This is a genomic window from Vibrio sp. 10N.222.49.C12 (assembly GCF_041475025.1).
Taxonomy (GTDB): Bacteria; Pseudomonadota; Gammaproteobacteria; order Enterobacterales; family Vibrionaceae; genus Vibrio; species Vibrio crassostreae_C.
Genome location: NZ_JBFRVF010000024.1, coordinates 54,358 through 69,566, shown reverse-complemented (window position 1 = coordinate 69,566; position 15,209 = coordinate 54,358). Strand labels below are relative to the sequence as shown.

The 15,209-nt window shown below is 45.0% G+C and carries 14 protein-coding genes; 9 read left to right on the top strand and 5 right to left on the bottom strand.

What is annotated here, in order from left to right; translation table 11 throughout:
• Window positions 1–64 precede the first annotated feature (64 nt).
• The gene (gene grcA / locus AB4583_RS08580; RefSeq protein WP_017059315.1) at window positions 65–442 is read right to left on the bottom strand and encodes an autonomous glycyl radical cofactor GrcA; all 378 of its coding nucleotides are present in this window, start codon (window positions 440–442) and stop codon (window positions 65–67) included.
• A gap of 326 nt (window positions 443–768) precedes the next feature.
• Here grcA and nfo point away from each other — a divergent pair, with 326 nt between their 5' ends.
• The 3 genes from nfo to AB4583_RS08565 all read left to right on the top strand — a co-directional run bounded on the left by nfo (window position 769) and on the right by AB4583_RS08565 (window position 3,393).
• Window positions 769–1,677, top strand: a complete 909-nt coding sequence (gene nfo, locus AB4583_RS08575; protein ID WP_017062881.1) for a deoxyribonuclease IV — start codon at window positions 769–771, stop codon at window positions 1,675–1,677.
• Between the two features lie 397 nt (window positions 1,678–2,074).
• Window positions 2,075–2,755 carry a uracil-DNA glycosylase gene (ung, locus tag AB4583_RS08570; protein ID WP_102428207.1) on the top strand — a complete coding sequence of 227 codons (681 nt, stop codon included), beginning with the start codon at window positions 2,075–2,077 and terminating at the stop codon, window positions 2,753–2,755.
• A gap of 86 nt (window positions 2,756–2,841) precedes the next feature.
• Window positions 2,842–3,393 (top strand): hemerythrin domain-containing protein, encoded by a 552-nt coding sequence (locus tag AB4583_RS08565; protein ID WP_017070073.1) that lies wholly within the window; start codon window positions 2,842–2,844, stop codon window positions 3,391–3,393.
• Window positions 3,394–3,544: 151 nt separating this feature from the next.
• Here the strand turns inward: AB4583_RS08565 and AB4583_RS08560 are convergent, their stop codons facing one another.
• Window positions 3,545–3,733, bottom strand: a complete 189-nt coding sequence (locus AB4583_RS08560) for a DUF3545 family protein (protein WP_017059319.1) — start codon at window positions 3,731–3,733, stop codon at window positions 3,545–3,547.
• 709 nt (window positions 3,734–4,442) lie between these two features.
• On the opposite strand from AB4583_RS08560, the gene AB4583_RS08555 reads away from it, so the two are divergent.
• A complete protein-coding gene (locus AB4583_RS08555) occupies window positions 4,443–5,870 on the top strand; it encodes a sodium:alanine symporter family protein (protein ID WP_032545312.1) in 1,428 nt (475 codons plus the stop codon).
• A gap of 208 nt (window positions 5,871–6,078) precedes the next feature.
• Window positions 6,079–6,855, top strand: coding sequence for a peroxide stress protein YaaA (gene yaaA, locus AB4583_RS08550; protein WP_017059322.1), 777 nt, complete (start codon window positions 6,079–6,081; stop codon window positions 6,853–6,855).
• A 115-nt stretch (window positions 6,856–6,970) separates the two neighbouring features.
• Here the strand turns inward: yaaA and srmB are convergent, their stop codons facing one another.
• Window positions 6,971–8,236: an ATP-dependent RNA helicase SrmB gene (gene srmB / locus AB4583_RS08545; protein ID WP_017059323.1), complete on the bottom strand. Its 1,266-nt coding sequence runs from the start codon at window positions 8,234–8,236 to the stop codon at window positions 6,971–6,973.
• Window positions 8,237–8,343: 107 nt separating this feature from the next.
• Complete coding sequence (locus tag AB4583_RS08540; protein ID WP_017062876.1) at window positions 8,344–9,072, bottom strand: tRNA1(Val) (adenine(37)-N6)-methyltransferase; 729 nt, start codon at window positions 9,070–9,072, stop codon at window positions 8,344–8,346.
• A gap of 314 nt (window positions 9,073–9,386) precedes the next feature.
• Between AB4583_RS08540 and brnQ the strand changes: the two genes are divergently transcribed.
• Window positions 9,387–10,700 carry a branched-chain amino acid transport system II carrier protein gene (gene brnQ / locus AB4583_RS08535; protein WP_017059325.1) on the top strand — a complete coding sequence of 438 codons (1,314 nt, stop codon included), beginning with the start codon at window positions 9,387–9,389 and terminating at the stop codon, window positions 10,698–10,700.
• 146 nt (window positions 10,701–10,846) lie between these two features.
• On the opposite strand, the gene fldB is transcribed toward brnQ, so the two are convergent.
• Window positions 10,847–11,368 carry a flavodoxin FldB gene (gene fldB / locus AB4583_RS08530; protein ID WP_017062875.1) on the bottom strand — a complete coding sequence of 174 codons (522 nt, stop codon included), beginning with the start codon at window positions 11,366–11,368 and terminating at the stop codon, window positions 10,847–10,849.
• A gap of 150 nt (window positions 11,369–11,518) precedes the next feature.
• On the opposite strand from fldB, the gene xerD reads away from it, so the two are divergent.
• From xerD to recJ, 3 genes are all read left to right on the top strand, one after another.
• Window positions 11,519–12,433, top strand: a complete 915-nt coding sequence (gene xerD / locus AB4583_RS08525; protein WP_017059327.1) for a site-specific tyrosine recombinase XerD — start codon at window positions 11,519–11,521, stop codon at window positions 12,431–12,433.
• A 26-nt stretch (window positions 12,434–12,459) separates the two neighbouring features.
• Window positions 12,460–13,239 carry a thioredoxin fold domain-containing protein gene (locus tag AB4583_RS08520; RefSeq protein WP_017062874.1) on the top strand — a complete coding sequence of 260 codons (780 nt, stop codon included), beginning with the start codon at window positions 12,460–12,462 and terminating at the stop codon, window positions 13,237–13,239.
• 80 nt (window positions 13,240–13,319) lie between these two features.
• Window positions 13,320–15,056 carry a single-stranded-DNA-specific exonuclease RecJ gene (gene recJ, locus AB4583_RS08515; RefSeq protein ID WP_017059329.1) on the top strand — a complete coding sequence of 579 codons (1,737 nt, stop codon included), beginning with the start codon at window positions 13,320–13,322 and terminating at the stop codon, window positions 15,054–15,056.
• Window positions 15,057–15,209 lie beyond the last annotated feature (153 nt).

Sequence of the window (15,209 nt, the reverse complement as noted above, 5' to 3'; positions counted from 1 at the left end):
CTTAAGTGAACGGCATTAGCGCTCAATGAGCGCCGTTTTTGTATTCTAATTTAAGCTCTAAAAATTATAGAGACTCAGTGAACGTACGTGCGATAACGTCACGTTGCTGTTCAGTTGTTAGAGAGTTGAAACGTACAGCGTAACCCGATACACGGATAGTTAGCTGTGGGTAGTTCTCTGGGTGAGCAACTGCATCTTCTAGCGTTTCACGCTTAAGAACGTTAACGTTTAGGTGTTGGCCACCTTCGATGCGTGGTGCTGCTTCGATTGCAACTTCACGGCTTTCGTACTCGCCTAGGTCTGCAGCTGAGATAACTTGGTCAGCTTCGAAACCTGCAGTAGCAACAACACAACGAGCTTCATTCTTCTCGCTATCTAGTAGCCAGATTGAGTTTAGTAGGTCATCGTTTGCTGCTTTAGTAATTTGAATACCTTGGATCATAACTATCTCCTAGTCCACTGAATGTGGTTTGATTATGGTGTTAACTTTCGATTTTTATTGAGCTGGGTAATATATACCTAATATTAGTAAGGTTAACATTGATTTAAGTCAAAAAACAACCAAAAACCATATTTTTACAAAGGTGATTATATTGAGGTAAATCAATAAAACCTTTAAAAACAAAGTAATTACAAAATATTTTAAAGTATAAAAAATATTTAACAGTCATATTTGTTGTAAGTTTACTACATTTGTTGTGTTTTTATTGAACTACAACCGATACGACCCTTTATTTATTAAGCATTCTGAAAGTGTAAAGTGATTTAATGACAAACAATAATTCATCCTCAAAACCGGAAACAAATATTAAGTTTATTGGCGCTCATGTGTCGGCTGCTGGTGGTGTTGATCAGGCGCCTATGCGTGCACGTGAAATAGGTGCCAATGCGTTTGCACTGTTTACCAAGAACCAGAGACAGTGGGCGGCAAAACCGCTAGAAGCGAAAACCATTAGTGCCTTTAAAGCTAATTGCAAAATGTTGGGCTTCGGTGCTGAGCACATTCTTCCTCATGACTCCTACCTTATTAACCTAGGAGCACCAGAAGAAGAGAAGCTAGAGAAATCACGCGCGGCTTTTATTGATGAAATGGAGCGTTGTAATCAACTTGGATTAACGCTTTTGAATTTTCATCCTGGGAGTCATTTAAAGAAAATCTCAGAAAGCGAATGTTTGGCGAAGATCGCTGAATCGATCAACCTAGCTCATCAAGCGGTACCTGACGTAATCGCAGTGATCGAGAATACGTCTGGGCAGGGCACTAATCTGGGTTGGAAGTTTGAACATCTAGCAGAGATTATCGAACAGGTAGAAGATAAGTCACGTGTTGGTGTGTGCTTAGACACCTGCCATACGTTTACTGCTGGCTATGACTTACGTACAAAAGAGGCGTGTGAGCATACTTTTGCTGAGTTCGACCGCATCGTGGGTATGCACTATCTAAGAGCAATGCACATCAATGATTCAAAAGCTGAGTTCGCGAGCCGAGTCGATCGACACCATTCTTTAGGAAAAGGCGAAATTGGCTGGGATTGTTTTGAGTATATTGCCTCTGATTCTCGCTTTAATGGTATCCCTCTTATCTTGGAAACCATTGATTCGACGATCTGGAAAGAGGAAATTCAACAACTTAGAATGTTTCATCGCTCAGCAACGCTAGCGAGCGAACAAGCGTAATAATAGAGGGGGAAATTTATTTCCGTCTATTTCTAAAAATTGGCACCTTTCTTTCATAGTATTAAAGTGAATATGTAGTTCACGATGTCTTAGAGGAGGTGCCTTTATGTATTCAATCACCCAAACTTCAACTATTGCTGTCGCACGCCGTTTACCTACACCAAACCGTCACGTGCATAACCACGGCCACCATCGTACACAGCAGAAAAGTGGTTAATCGAGATAAGCACAACTTGAACTGATTATTATGATTCATCAACAAGTGAACCCTACACATCATGTTTATTGATAGCTGTATGAGGTATAACTAGAGCCTTATTTAGGACAGTTAGCCGATACAGCTATTTTTTTGTCTGGCGAAAGCCGCTAGAAACCTTGATGATTGGGAAGTAAAACGATGAGCGCACCAAAGACTTGGGAATCCATTATTAATGATGAACGTGATAAAGAGTACTTTCAGAGTGTCCTCGCGTTTGTTGAACAGCAACGTAATAGTGGTAAAACCGTCTACCCGCCACAAGAACAGGTGTTCAGTGCCTTTGATATGACGCCTTTCGAATCCGTGCGAGTGGTTATCTTAGGGCAAGATCCTTATCACGGTGCTAACCAAGCTCACGGCTTAGCATTCTCAGTGCTTCCTGGTGTGAAAATCCCACCTTCTCTACGCAATATGTACAAAGAGCTTGCACAAGATATAGAGGGCTTTGAGATTCCTAGTCATGGTTATCTCGATTCTTGGGCATCGCAAGGGGTGTTGATGTTGAACACAGTCCTTACAGTCGAAGAGGCAAAAGCACACTCACATGCTAAGTGTGGCTGGGAAACCTTTACCGATGCCATTATTGCTGAGCTCAATCAGCGCTCTGAACCGATCATCTTTTTGTTGTGGGGCGCACACGCCCAGAAGAAAGGTCAAGCGATTGATGACGACAAGCATCATGTGTTGGTTGCACCTCACCCATCGCCATTATCGGCACGCCGTGGATTCTTCGGTTGTCAGCATTTCTCTACAACCAACAAGCTGCTTTCTTCTATGGATCAACAACCTATTGACTGGCGTTTACCAACAGAAGTGTAGGTTGGTGGTTTTCTGAGCAGGGTCAAATCATAAATCAGCATATTCGTATACACTTATAAATAGTAGGTGTAATGGAGTGCAATACTATGATGATTGAAAGGATAAGACGAGAGCATGGCTATATGGCTCGTTTACTCGCGATACTCAACAGTAAGTTAGAGTTTCTGAAACAGGAGCGAGAAATAAACTATAGCCTGATCGCAGAGGTGGTTCATTACCTTATGAACCATTCAGACAAAGTGCATCACCCTAAAGAAGACGTCATTTATCGCTACTATCTTAAGCAATATGGCAGCGAGCAAGCGATTGAAGACTTGGAGTTAGAGCATCAATTGCTTTCTGAGAAAACGGCGGACTTTTTAGGTTTGGTCGATATGATCCTTCAAGATGCGGTGGTTCCTCAGCAAGTCTTTATTGAGCAGCTTGAAGCGTTTGTTAAGGCTCAGCGAAAGCACATGGAATATGAAGAGAAGCATGTGCTACCCATGATTGTTGAGGCGTTCACGGTGAAAGATTGGCAAGAAGTGGAGTCTCAATGGCTTCAACCGGAAGATGACCCTGTTTTTGGAGAGACCATCGCCGATCAATATCGCCAACTCGCGGCTCGGGTTCGACAAAATGAACAAGAGTGTGTTTAGCCCGTTGTAATGTTGAGGTGCACCTATTTTAGGTGTCCTCTATATTAGAGGGTTGGTTTCCAAATGGCGCTTTGAGCGGATTAACTACCTCAAAAAATAAAAAAGGCACCTATATAGGTGCCTTTTGCTATCTGATTTCTTATCGTGCTGATTAAAGTTTTATATCGTCAAGGCTAAAATCAAGACCTAGGTTCATCTCTCTCAGCTCTTTCTCAAGCTGCCTACGATCGTTGATGGCTTCGATTTCACGCCACTTACGCTTGAGTGGTTTCGAGCGTGATTTTTGAGTTACACGAGGCATTTCTAGTTCTGATACTTCATCGAATTGAAAGCTATCCATAAGCCATATCTCCTTCCGTGGGACTAGTTCTTACGAACCAATAAATATCATATTTAGGTTCACAATAACTTTGATTTGTTTCTCATTTGTTTCAAATCCATGAAGCTTTTGTTCTATTTTCTTATGCATGCTCACACATTGTGAGAATTATTATGTATAAAAAACAGGCAAACAAACCTAAGTAAACGATTAAATTGGGGGTTATTGAATGTTAATTCATTGTGCGAATGGAATAGCGTTTTGACTACAATGCATTGAAGTGCACATGGTACCGTGCGGTATAGGGATCTCATTGGCCTAGAAAAAAACGAAGATCTTCACTATACCTTGTAAAACCTAGGCTGACGTCATTTTTATAGGATGGTGTTCTTGTTGGGGTAGTGCCGTGGCTGTTGTTGATATTATGTCCCGATAATGTGACTTTTATTGGGCTGCATTGTTGAAAGTTGTGTTAACAAAAGGTGTGTTATTAGTGAAATGTCATTTTAATATAAGTGTATTTGCATATTGATTTTTAGGCCGTCTCGCTGCATTATCCGCCCGTCAAAAAATACACTGATACGTAAAATGGATGCATGAAGCGACATTTACAGTCTCAATCGCCGCAAGAATATAACAAGAGTGCCGACACAACATTGACAGAGGCATAGGCGATTAAGAGGAAGGCTAGGAAGCATGATCGGTGCTTAAACTCAATTACGAGGTTCACGTGACAGACTTAATCAATTTGATGAACGATCTCCTTTGGGGATCTATCTTAGTTTACTTACTGGTTGGTGTGGGTATCTACTTCACTGTACGACTAGGCTTCATTCAATTCCGCCATTTCGGCCACATGTTCTCTGTTCTTAGAAACAGCCGTAAAGCAGACAGTGCTGGTATCTCTTCTTTCCAAGCTCTTTGTACTAGTCTCGCTGCCCGTGTAGGTACGGGTAACATGGCAGGTGTTGCTGTAGCACTAACCGCTGGTGGCCCTGGTGCTATCTTCTGGATGTGGCTAATCGCAATGCTAGGTATGGCAACATCGTTTGCAGAAAGCACACTGGCACAGCTATACAAAACGCGTGATAACGACGGTAACTACCGCGGCGGCCCTGCATACTACATGGAGAAAGGCCTAGGCATGCGTTGGATGGGGGTTCTATTCTCTATCTTCCTCATCATTGCATTTGGTCTTGTATTCAACGCGGTTCAAGCGAACGCGATTGCAAGCGCAATGAATACGGCATTCGACCTTGAGCGTAGCTACGTTGGTGTTGGTATCGTAATCATCTCTGCGTTCGTTATCTTCGGTGGTATCCGTAAGATTGCACGCACAGCAGAAATCATCGTTCCAATCATGGCATTGGCTTACCTAGCGATCGCTATGTACGTGATGTTCGCGAACATCGAGAAAGTGCCTGAAGTACTGGCTCTTATCTTCAAGAGTGCATTCGGTCTGCAAGAAGCAGCAGCGGGTGGCCTAGGTTACGCAATCGCACAAGCGATGATTAACGGCATCAAACGTGGTTTGTTCTCGAACGAAGCGGGTATGGGTTCTGCGCCAAACGCAGCAGCTTCTGCTACGCCTTACCCACCGCACCCAGCATCACAAGGTTACGTGCAAATGCTAGGCGTGTTCATGGATACCATTGTTATCTGTTCAGCAACAGTCGCAATCATCCTGATGTCTGGTGAGTATGTACCACACGGTGAAGTAACGGGTATCGAACTAACGCAACGTGCACTAACAGCACAAGTGGGCGAATGGGGCGGCATTTTTGTAGCGGTAGCGATTTTCTTCTTCGCTTTCACTTCAATCATTGCAAACTACTCGTACGCTGAAACGAACCTTATCTTCCTTGAGCACAACAACAAGAAGGGCCTAGTGCTGTTCCGTATCGTTGTTCTGGGTATGGTTATGTTCGGTTCTCTAGCGACGTTACCAACGGTATGGGCACTGGCTGACGTATCGATGGGCCTAATGGCGATTGTTAACTTGGTGGCGATTATCCTGCTATCAGGTATCGTGATTAAGCTAGCGAAAGACTACAACCGCCAACTAGACGCGGGTAAAGTACCAACATTCGATTCGAATGACTTCCCAGAGCTTAAGTCTCAGCTGGAAGACGGTATTTGGGACAACAACAAGAAGTAATCTTGTTGGAGCGATAAACGGCTCATCCTAAAGTGATTAGAAAGGCTAAGGTTTCGACCTTAGCCTTTTTGTTTGCCTGTCATTTGTCTCATTCTGTCTATCGAAGCTCATTCTCCCTATCGAAGTAATAGGAAGAGTCATAAAGACAAGTTGATGTTTTTTCTATACTCTAGCAGCATCCAGTTAGATAACCGATTAGGGTAAAGTTATGTTAGTTGTCGTTTCTCCAGCCAAAACACTTGATTACGAATCACCATTAGCGACGGAACGCTTTAGTCAGCCTGAGTTTGTTGAACACTCTGCTGAGCTGATTGAAGAGTGCCGCAAACTGACGCCAGTCGATATTTCTGCACTGATGAAAGTCAGCGATAAAATCGCAGGGTTGAACGTAGCGCGCTTTGAGCAGTGGAGCGAGACCTTTACCCAAGACAACGCACGCCAAGCAATCCTAGCCTTTAAAGGCGATGTATACACTGGCCTAGACGCTGAAACGCTATCGGATGAAGATTTTGACTACGCACAAGACCACCTGCGCATGCTTTCTGGGTTATATGGCTTGCTTAAGCCATTAGATTTGATGCAGCCATACCGCCTAGAGATGGGTACACGCTTAGCCAATGCTCGTGGTACTAACTTGTACCAGTTCTGGGGCAACATCATCACAGACAAGCTGAATGAAGCGTTGAATGCTCAAGGCGACAATGTGTTGATCAACTTGGCGTCTAACGAATACTTTAAAGCCGTGAAGCCGAAGAACTTGGATGGCCAAGTGATTACCCCTGTATTCAAAGACTGCAAGAACGGTCAGTACAAGGTGATCAGTTTCTACGCGAAGAAAGCGCGTGGCATGATGGCTCGCTACATCATCGAGAACAAGATCGACTCGGTTGAGGCGCTGACCCAGTTTGATACGGCGGGCTACTACTTCGTTGAAGAAGAGTCGAACGCGAAAGAGCTTGTCTTTAAGCGCGAAGAGCAAAACTAGTAGTCCTTGGCTAACGAGTAGCTCTCGGTTTTAGCCTGATAACAGACCAGATAGAGAAAAGCCCCATGCAGCGAACTGCATGGGGCTTTTTTATTGAATCGTTGAAGCTGGTAGATTACTTCTTCTTTGCTGCTTTCTTTTTCTTCGCGATTTTTTTCTTCTTCGCGATTTTTTGTTTCTCTACCGCTTTCTTATCTTCTTTCTTCGGCTTCTTCTTCTTAGTCACGGCCGCTTTCTTATGCGTAGGGCGCATGCCTTCAATAAAGCGTTCTTTGATTGGTTCGTCTGTGTAACGAGCCACACGCTCAATCATTAGTTGATCGTGCGCTTCAATGATAGAAACCGCGTTACCTTTTTTACCAGCACGAGCAGTACGGCCAATACGGTGTAGGTATACGTCAGCAGTACGTGGCATGTCGTAGTTGATTACGTGGCTTACGTCTGGAAGGTCGATACCACGAGCAGCAACGTCAGTCGCTAGTAGTACGTTTACAGAGCCGTCACGGAAACGAGCAATCGCGTTGTTACGACGATCTTGAGGCATTTCACCTTGGATCCACGCACATGGAATTTGCGCGCTTTCAAGTTGAGCTCGTAGATCACCTAGACGATCACGCGTCTTCAAGAATACGATGCTGCGCTCAGCTTGCTCTGTGATGACGTGCTTTAGGATGTTCAGCTTGTGCTCTGCTGTGTCTGCACGGTGGTACCACTGAGTGATCTTCTTACGCTCACGAAGTGATGATTTCGCATCGATCTCCGCTGGGTTTTTCAGTAGATCTTCAGTGAAGCCTTCAATGCCTTTACCTTCTAGCGTTGCTGAGAACAGTAAAGTTTGTTTACGCCAGCGACACTCTGCAGACAGACGGTCAACAACAGGACCAAAGCCCATGTCTAGCATGCGGTCGGCTTCATCTAGAACCAGCCATTCAATCGCACGACAGTCAAAACGCTCGCCTTCAATGTATTCCATCAAACGGCCAGGTGTTGCTACTACGATATCTTGAGTGGTACTTAAGATATCTGCGTGCTCTTGGTACATCACACCGCCCGTGATCGTGAAGATATTTAGGCTGGTGTATTTAGCAAGCTCACGTGCTTGTTCGGTGATCTGCATTGCTAGCTCACGCGTTGGCGTCAGGATAAGCATACGTGCAGGGCCAGATTTCTTACGTGGGAAATCCAGTAGGTATTGCAGTGCTGGCAATACAAATGATGCTGTTTTACCAGTACCTGTTGGCGCAGAAGCCAAAACGTCTCTTCCATCTAACGCTTGTGGGATTGCTTCAGCTTGTATCTGTGTTGGACGTTCGTAGCCCATTTCGTCAATTGCTTTAAGCAGCTCTTGGTTTAGATCGAGTTCTGCAAAGGTTCTGATCACTGTTGTTTCTCCACAAGCAATAAATGTTTCTGCCTCAAAAAGCAGACGATAAAAAAGAGTAGTCGGACATTATAGAAGCATTAGTGATTAGGATCACATGGTATTTGCTACATCTTGAGATAAAAATCTTTAGTGAGCGCAATAAATGCTTCGCTATAACCACCTTGATGGTGAATTGTAAGCGATTCGCGCTGCAAATCTTGCTCGCAAGCAGGATCTTTAGATAACTCGAATAAAATTCGGCTAGCTGGCTTTTTATCTGTTGTTTTTACATCAAGGCGTTTTGCTAGATACCAACCACATTGCTCGGCAAGCTTGATAAAACCTTCCCCCTCAGGCGTCGGTAGGATGAAACTGGCAGTCGCGGCGTCGGTTGTTATCTCGAAACAACGCTGGGCAAGCGCTAAATGATCCAAGCTGTCGGTGTGCCTGGCGGTGGCTCTTTGGCTTTGCTGCGCCTGTTCTCCAGAGTTGAAGTAGGGCGGGTTACAGATGATCGCATCAAACCTTTGTGGAAAGTCGGTTGTTAACACGCTGCCGTGATCAAGGGAGATACGATTTTGCCAAGGCGACTGCTCAATATTGACAGTGGCAGCATCAATAGCGTGTTGATCAATATCTATCGCAGAGATTGAAGCATCTTCAAAACGCTGCGCAGCCATCAAAGCCAGCAGACCTGTCCCGGTTCCAATATCGAGTACACATGATCTTTGTGGCAGGCTTACCCAAGCGCCAAGTAATACGCCATCGGTACTGACTGGCATACCGCTTTTCCCGCCGTAAATTGAGAATTGCTTAAAATTGAAGCTTTTAGTTTGCACTGTTTTGTCTTTCATTAATGTTCTGAGTATCGAGATATTTTAAGTGATTAGCTCTAATGTTAACCGCTTGTATGAATCAATGTTCTGCTTGGAAGAATATTGTTGTGCATTATGGTTAGTTTATAATTGTGGCTATTTTTCTATAGCTAGTGGAATCCACTGCTTTTTGTTCTCATATGCAAATTTATATGGTGTTTTTGTGTGGTGACTTGCAGCTAGCCAGTTGTTTCGTCATTATGCGCGACTATTTTATAGATTGATTGGCAGCTTTGAGCTGTAACATTCATGTAAGCACAACATAAATTCATAAATATAATTAAGGATTATCTGTGAAACAGAGTCTAAAACTAACAGATATAATGGCATTGGGCTTTATGCTTTTTGCGTTTTTCTTGGGTGCGGGTAACATTATCTTCCCACCTCTAGCTGGCCAATTAGCCGGTGATCACTTCCTTCCAGCGATGTCTGGTTTTCTGCTGACTGCCGTTGGTCTGCCGTTAATCACTATCGTCGCGGTCGCAGTGGCTGGTGGCTCTTGGGGTCACTTAACTAAAGATCTTCCTAAGAAAGCAGCAACCATCATGGCTGTACTGATCTTTATCATTATCGGTCCTGCATTTGCTGCACCGCGTACTGGCCTTGTTGCCTATGAGATGGCGGTGAAACCGTTCTTCATCGATGCCTCTCAAGCTCACCTAACTCTCTTTTCGATTGCATTTTTTGCAGTAGCGATGTTCTTCTCATGGTCGCAAGGTAAGCTTATTGACGTCATTGGTAAGGTGCTAACACCTGCACTGTTCGTTGGTTTGGTTGTGCTGGCGATTGCTGTATTCGTTAACCCTCAAGGCGATATTCTTGCGGCTCACGGTGAGTACATCACTCAACCACTAACCAAAGGTTTCCTTGAAGGCTACAACACCATGGATACTTTTGCTTCTTTGATGTTTGGTATGCTGATTGTTGATGCGATTCGTAGCAAGGGCATTACTGACCGTGCAGCGACGACTAAGTACCTAATTAGCGCGGGTTGTATTGCCGCAGCGGGTCTGGCGTTTGTTTACATCTCTCTATTTTTCCTAGGTGCAACAAGTGCAACAGTCGCAGCTGGTGCAGACAATGGCGGTGCTATTTTAAGCCTATACGTTCAATCGTTGTTTGGTCCTTCTGGTCAGCTAGTGCTTTCTGTGATCGTACTATTAGCATGTCTAACTACGGCGATTGGCCTTGTGTCAGCATGTTCTGATTACTTCAGCTCGCTAACGCCTCTGTCTTACAAGACTTGGGTAATCATCAATGGTGTAGCTTGTGCAACCGTTGCGAACGTTGGTCTTTCTCAACTGATTTCTCTGTCTGTTCCAGTACTGTTTGCACTGTACCCAGTCGCTATCGCGTTGGTTGCTCTGACATTCTTACGTAGCCGTTTCCCTAATCCAAAAGCGGCTTACCGCGTAGTGGTATTAGTGTCACTGCTGTTTGCTCTTATTGATGGCGCTAAAGTAGCGGGTGTAGACGTGTCTGCACTTAAGATGCTGCCACTGTTTGAGATCGGTATGGGTTGGTTGCTTCCAACAACGGCTGCAATCATCTGTATGTTCTTTGTTGGCAAGTCAACAGAACAAGAGATGGCTGAAGAGACTGTTTAATCTTCCGTTGAGATTAGATTGTCCTTCGAGATGAAATAGAAAAGGCCTCATTACTTCGCAGTAATGAGGCCTTTTTGTATTCTGTGGTCTTTTTATATCCAGCTAGTTACTTGGTTAGCTACTTAGCCGGGAGTACTTCTGTTTGGTTATAGCTTTTCGCTGTACTCAACCAGTACTTGCTCAACCCAGCTTGCGATACGGTCGTCGCTTAGCTCGTATTGTGAATCTTCATCAAGCGCCAAACCAACGAATTGAGATTTGTCTTCGGTTAACGCTTTAGACGCTTCGAACTCGTAGCTGTCATCGTTTGGCCAGAAGCCAACAAACTCTGCACCCGCGGTTTTCAGTTCATCATGCAATAGACCCATCGCATCTAGGAACCATTCGCCGTAGCCTTCTTGGTCACCCAAACCAAACAGAGCCACAACCTTGCCTTTCATAGGCGTGGTTGCGATGTCTTCCCACAGTTCATTCCAATCTTCTTGGATTTCACCGAAGTCCCAAGTCGAGATGCCCAGCAATAAAAGGTCGTAGTCCGCCATCAATGAAAGAGGGCTTTCTTTCACGTTATGGATATCAACTAGGTCTTCACCAATAATGCCGCGAATTTTCTCTGCTGCCATTTCTGTGTAGCAGGTGGTTGAGCCGTAAAATAATCCAATTTTCATAGCAAACGTTCGATTTTAATTTCAGATGGCGAATTCTAACCATAAATCGACTTCGATTGCAGCGATTATCCGCTCAAGTCGTAATTTTTATGGCATTCATATTTGCTCTGGCATACTCTCAAAACAGTTTCCAATATTGTGAGTAACACTATGCAGTCGCCTCAAGGGCAGAGCGCAGACCACGGTCTCGTTGAGCAGTTTTTAGATGCTATGTGGATGGAGCGAGGATTATCGGAGAATACGCTTGTCTCGTACCGTACCGATTTGTCCAAGTTATTAGCGTGGATGGAAAAGAACAATTACCGCCTCGACTTCATTAGCCTTTCAGGTTTACAGGATTATCAAGGCTGGTTAGCCGACGCCGATTTTAAGCAGACCTCTCGTGCCCGTATGTTGTCGGCGATTCGTCGCTTGTTCCAATATTTGCACCGCGAGAAAATCAGAGGCGATGATCCAAGTGCCTTGTTGATCAGCCCGAAGCTGCCGCAACGCTTGCCGAAAGATTTGAGTGAAGAGCAGGTTGATGCTTTGCTCGATGCGCCAGATCCGAACGATCCGATTGAGCTTCGCGATAAGGCGATGCTTGAGTTACTCTATGCAACCGGTTTGCGTGTGACAGAACTGGTTAGCTTGACGATGGAAAACATCAGCCTAAGACAGGGCGTGGTGCGTGTTATTGGTAAGGGTGGCAAAGAGCGCTTAGTACCAATGGGCGAAAATGCGGTGGATTGGATAGAGACTTTTATTGAACAAGGTCGTCCACATCTACTTGGCGAAAACAGTTCTGATGTGGTTTTTCCGAGTAAACGCGCCAAGCAAATGACCCGTCAGACGTTCTGGTATCGTATTAAGCACTACTCGGTCGTCGCTGGGATCGATACAGAGCTGTTGTCACCACACGTATTGAGACACGCTTTTGCGACGCATTTACTGAACTATGGCGCAGATCTCAGGGTCGTACAGATGTTACTTGGGCATAGTGACTTATCGACAACCCAAATTTATACTCACGTGGCGACTGAAAGGCTGAAGCAAATTCACGCGCAGCATCACCCACGTGCTTAAATCCATTTATTTTTAAGGTGAACTTAATGAGCGTATTACGCCGTCTTCCTCTACTAGCGCTTCCTCTTATGATTACTGCATGTAATGCATCAGAAGCGAAAGTAGAAACAACATCAACAGCCGTAGAAGCTGCTCCAGCTCAAGCTATTGATACAGCTGCGTTAACTAAGCGTTTTGAAAAAATCGGTATTAAGGTCGATAAGATTGTGCCTTCGGATATCGATGGTCTTTTAGAAGTTCAAACCAACAGCGGCATTATCTTTTCTTCTCCAGAGGGCGATCACTTTCTAGCCGGTACACTTTACTCTTTGGATGAAAACGGAAAGTTCAGTGATGTTTTGGCTGAGCGTCAAGCTCCGCTGAATGCTGAAAAAGTGGCAGCGATGTCGGATACGGTTATTGAATACAAAGCCGATAACGAAAAGTATGTTGTGACGGTATTTACTGACATTACGTGCGGCTACTGTGTTCGTCTGCACAGCCAAATGCAAGGCTACAACGATTTGGGTATCACCGTTCGTTACATGGCTTACCCACGCCAAGGTGCGACAGGGCAAGTTGCCGATCAAATGGCAGCAATCTGGGCGTCAGATGATCCAAAAACAGCGATGCATGACGCTAAAGTAAACCGTCAAATGCCAGCGTCTGGTAAAGACCTAGCAGAGCAAAAGCAGATCATTGCTAAACAATACCAACTGGGTCGTGAGCTTGGCATCAATGGAACACCGGCTATCGTGCTAGCAAGTGGTGAGTTGGTGAGTGGTTACTTACCGCCAGCACAACTTCTTCAACGTTTAGAGCAATAATCTCGTTTTCTGTATTGCCAATTTATCCCCCATGTTTTTGATTTAAGGAGTGGCCTGATTGATATCGGGCCCATTTTTATATGATAGAGATCCAACGCCGTCCTGAGGTCGACATTTCAGTCTTACCTGCTCACTTACCTGACTTGTTAAAGCGCATTTATGTGAGTCGTGGAATCGACAGTGCCGACCAACTAGAGACAGCAGCGAAAGGCTTGCACTCTTATCAAAAACTGGGCGGCATTGATGCTGCGGTTGAGCTGTTGTTCAAAGCTATTCAGCAGCAAAAACGCATCATCATTGTTGGTGACTTTGATGCCGATGGCGCGACCAGCTCGGCGCTGTCTGTTTTAGCGTTACGTATGCTCGGCAGCTCTAACGTCGACTATCTGGTACCAAACCGTTTTGAAGATGGTTATGGCTTGAGCCCTGAGGTTGTTGAACAGGCAATCGAGCTTGGTGCTGAAGTGATCATGACGGTCGACAACGGTGTATCTTCAATTGAAGGTGTTCGCTTTGCTAAAGAGAAAGGGCTAGAGGTTCTGGTTACCGATCATCACTTGCCGGGCAATGAACTGCCAATGGTCGATGCTATGGTTAACCCAAACCTTGAAAGTTGTGCTTTTCCTTCGAAAGCCCTAGCGGGGGTTGGTGTCGCTTTTTACCTGATGATGGCATTGTGTGTTCACATGCGTAAATTGGGTTGGTTTGCAGAGCGCGGCATGACAGAACCTAAGTTGATGGAACTGATTGACCTTGTGGCGCTGGGTACGGTTGCCGACGTGGTTCCACTCGATGAAAACAACCGAATTTTAGTTCATCAAGGTTTGCAACGTATTCGTGCGGGTAAAGCTCGTCCGGGCATTCAAGCCTTGATCGAAATTGCTAAGCGAGACGCTAAGCGTTTGGTGGCGTCTGACTTTGGCTTTGCTCTTGGTCCTCGTATCAATGCAGCTGGTCGATTAGACGACATGTCTTTTGGTGTTGAGCTGCTAATGAGTAACAACATCCATGCGGCTCGTCGAATGGCGAGTGAGTTAGATGGCTTGAACCAAACACGTAAAGAGATCGAAGAGGGCATGAAGCAAGAAGCGATGGCTTTTTGTGAGCGCCTTGAATTTGGTAAAGACGACCTACCTTCTGGCTTGGCACTATTCCAACGTGATTGGCACCAAGGTGTGATTGGTATTTTGGCTTCGCGTATCAAAGACAAATACCACCGCCCAGTGATTGCGTTTGCAGATGGCGGCGAAGGCAGTATCAAAGGTTCATGTCGTTCAATTCCGGGTCTGCACATGCGTGATGCATTGGACCGAATTGATACTCAAAACCCTGGCTTGATTCTTAAATTTGGTGGCCACGCAATGGCGGCTGGTTTAACCATCATGGAAAAGGACTTTGAACGCTTCAGCAAGCTGTTCAATGATGTGGTGAAGAATGAACTTGGAGAAACAGCACTGAAGGGCATTATCTTGTCTGATGGTGAGCTGTTACCAGAAGAGTTCTCGATGCACACCGCTGAAACGCTGCGTTCAGGTGGCCCGTGGGGACAAGCTTTCCCTGAGCCAATCTTCGATGGTGAGTTTAAAGTGCTGCACCAAAAGCTGGTGGGTGAAAAGCACCTTAAGCTGATGCTTGAGCCGCTCTACAAAGGCCACCCAACCAATGTGATGATTGACGGTATTGCCTTTAACGTCGACCTACGTCGCTGGCCTGATGCATCAGTAAAAACCGTTCATCTTGCATTTAAGCTCGATATCAACGAATTTCGCGGCAACCAATCGTTGCAGCTGATGATTGATCATATCGAAGCCAAATAGTGATTTTGGGCTCAATAATGCTCATCATATAGTGCCAAATTCAACAAGCTCTGTTCAAAAACAGGGCTTGTTTTCCTTCCTGCCCTTACAAAATTTACGTGTTTTTTATGCCTGTCAATTTTATATCCCATTAAGTTGTTGAATCTTGGTTCA

What these genes read in the sequence shown, in the direction of transcription:
- grcA (WP_017059315.1), bottom strand. Translation starts at nt 442, where the DNA reads ATGATCCAAGGTATTCAAATTACTAAAGCAGCAAACGATGACCTACTA.
- xerD (WP_017059327.1), top strand. Translation starts at nt 11,519, where the DNA reads ATGCAGTCGCCTCAAGGGCAGAGCGCAGACCACGGTCTCGTTGAGCAG.
- AB4583_RS08565 (WP_017070073.1), top strand. Translation starts at nt 2,842, where the DNA reads ATGATGATTGAAAGGATAAGACGAGAGCATGGCTATATGGCTCGTTTA.
- yaaA (WP_017059322.1), top strand. Translation starts at nt 6,079, where the DNA reads ATGTTAGTTGTCGTTTCTCCAGCCAAAACACTTGATTACGAATCACCA.
- AB4583_RS08520 (WP_017062874.1), top strand. Translation starts at nt 12,460, where the DNA reads ATGAGCGTATTACGCCGTCTTCCTCTACTAGCGCTTCCTCTTATGATT.
- AB4583_RS08560 (WP_017059319.1), bottom strand. Translation starts at nt 3,733, where the DNA reads ATGGATAGCTTTCAATTCGATGAAGTATCAGAACTAGAAATGCCTCGT.
- AB4583_RS08540 (WP_017062876.1), bottom strand. Translation starts at nt 9,072, where the DNA reads ATGAAAGACAAAACAGTGCAAACTAAAAGCTTCAATTTTAAGCAATTC.
- fldB (WP_017062875.1), bottom strand. Translation starts at nt 11,368, where the DNA reads ATGAAAATTGGATTATTTTACGGCTCAACCACCTGCTACACAGAAATG.
- ung (WP_102428207.1), top strand. Translation starts at nt 2,075, where the DNA reads ATGAGCGCACCAAAGACTTGGGAATCCATTATTAATGATGAACGTGAT.
- nfo (WP_017062881.1), top strand. Translation starts at nt 769, where the DNA reads ATGACAAACAATAATTCATCCTCAAAACCGGAAACAAATATTAAGTTT.
- recJ (WP_017059329.1), top strand. Translation starts at nt 13,320, where the DNA reads ATGATAGAGATCCAACGCCGTCCTGAGGTCGACATTTCAGTCTTACCT.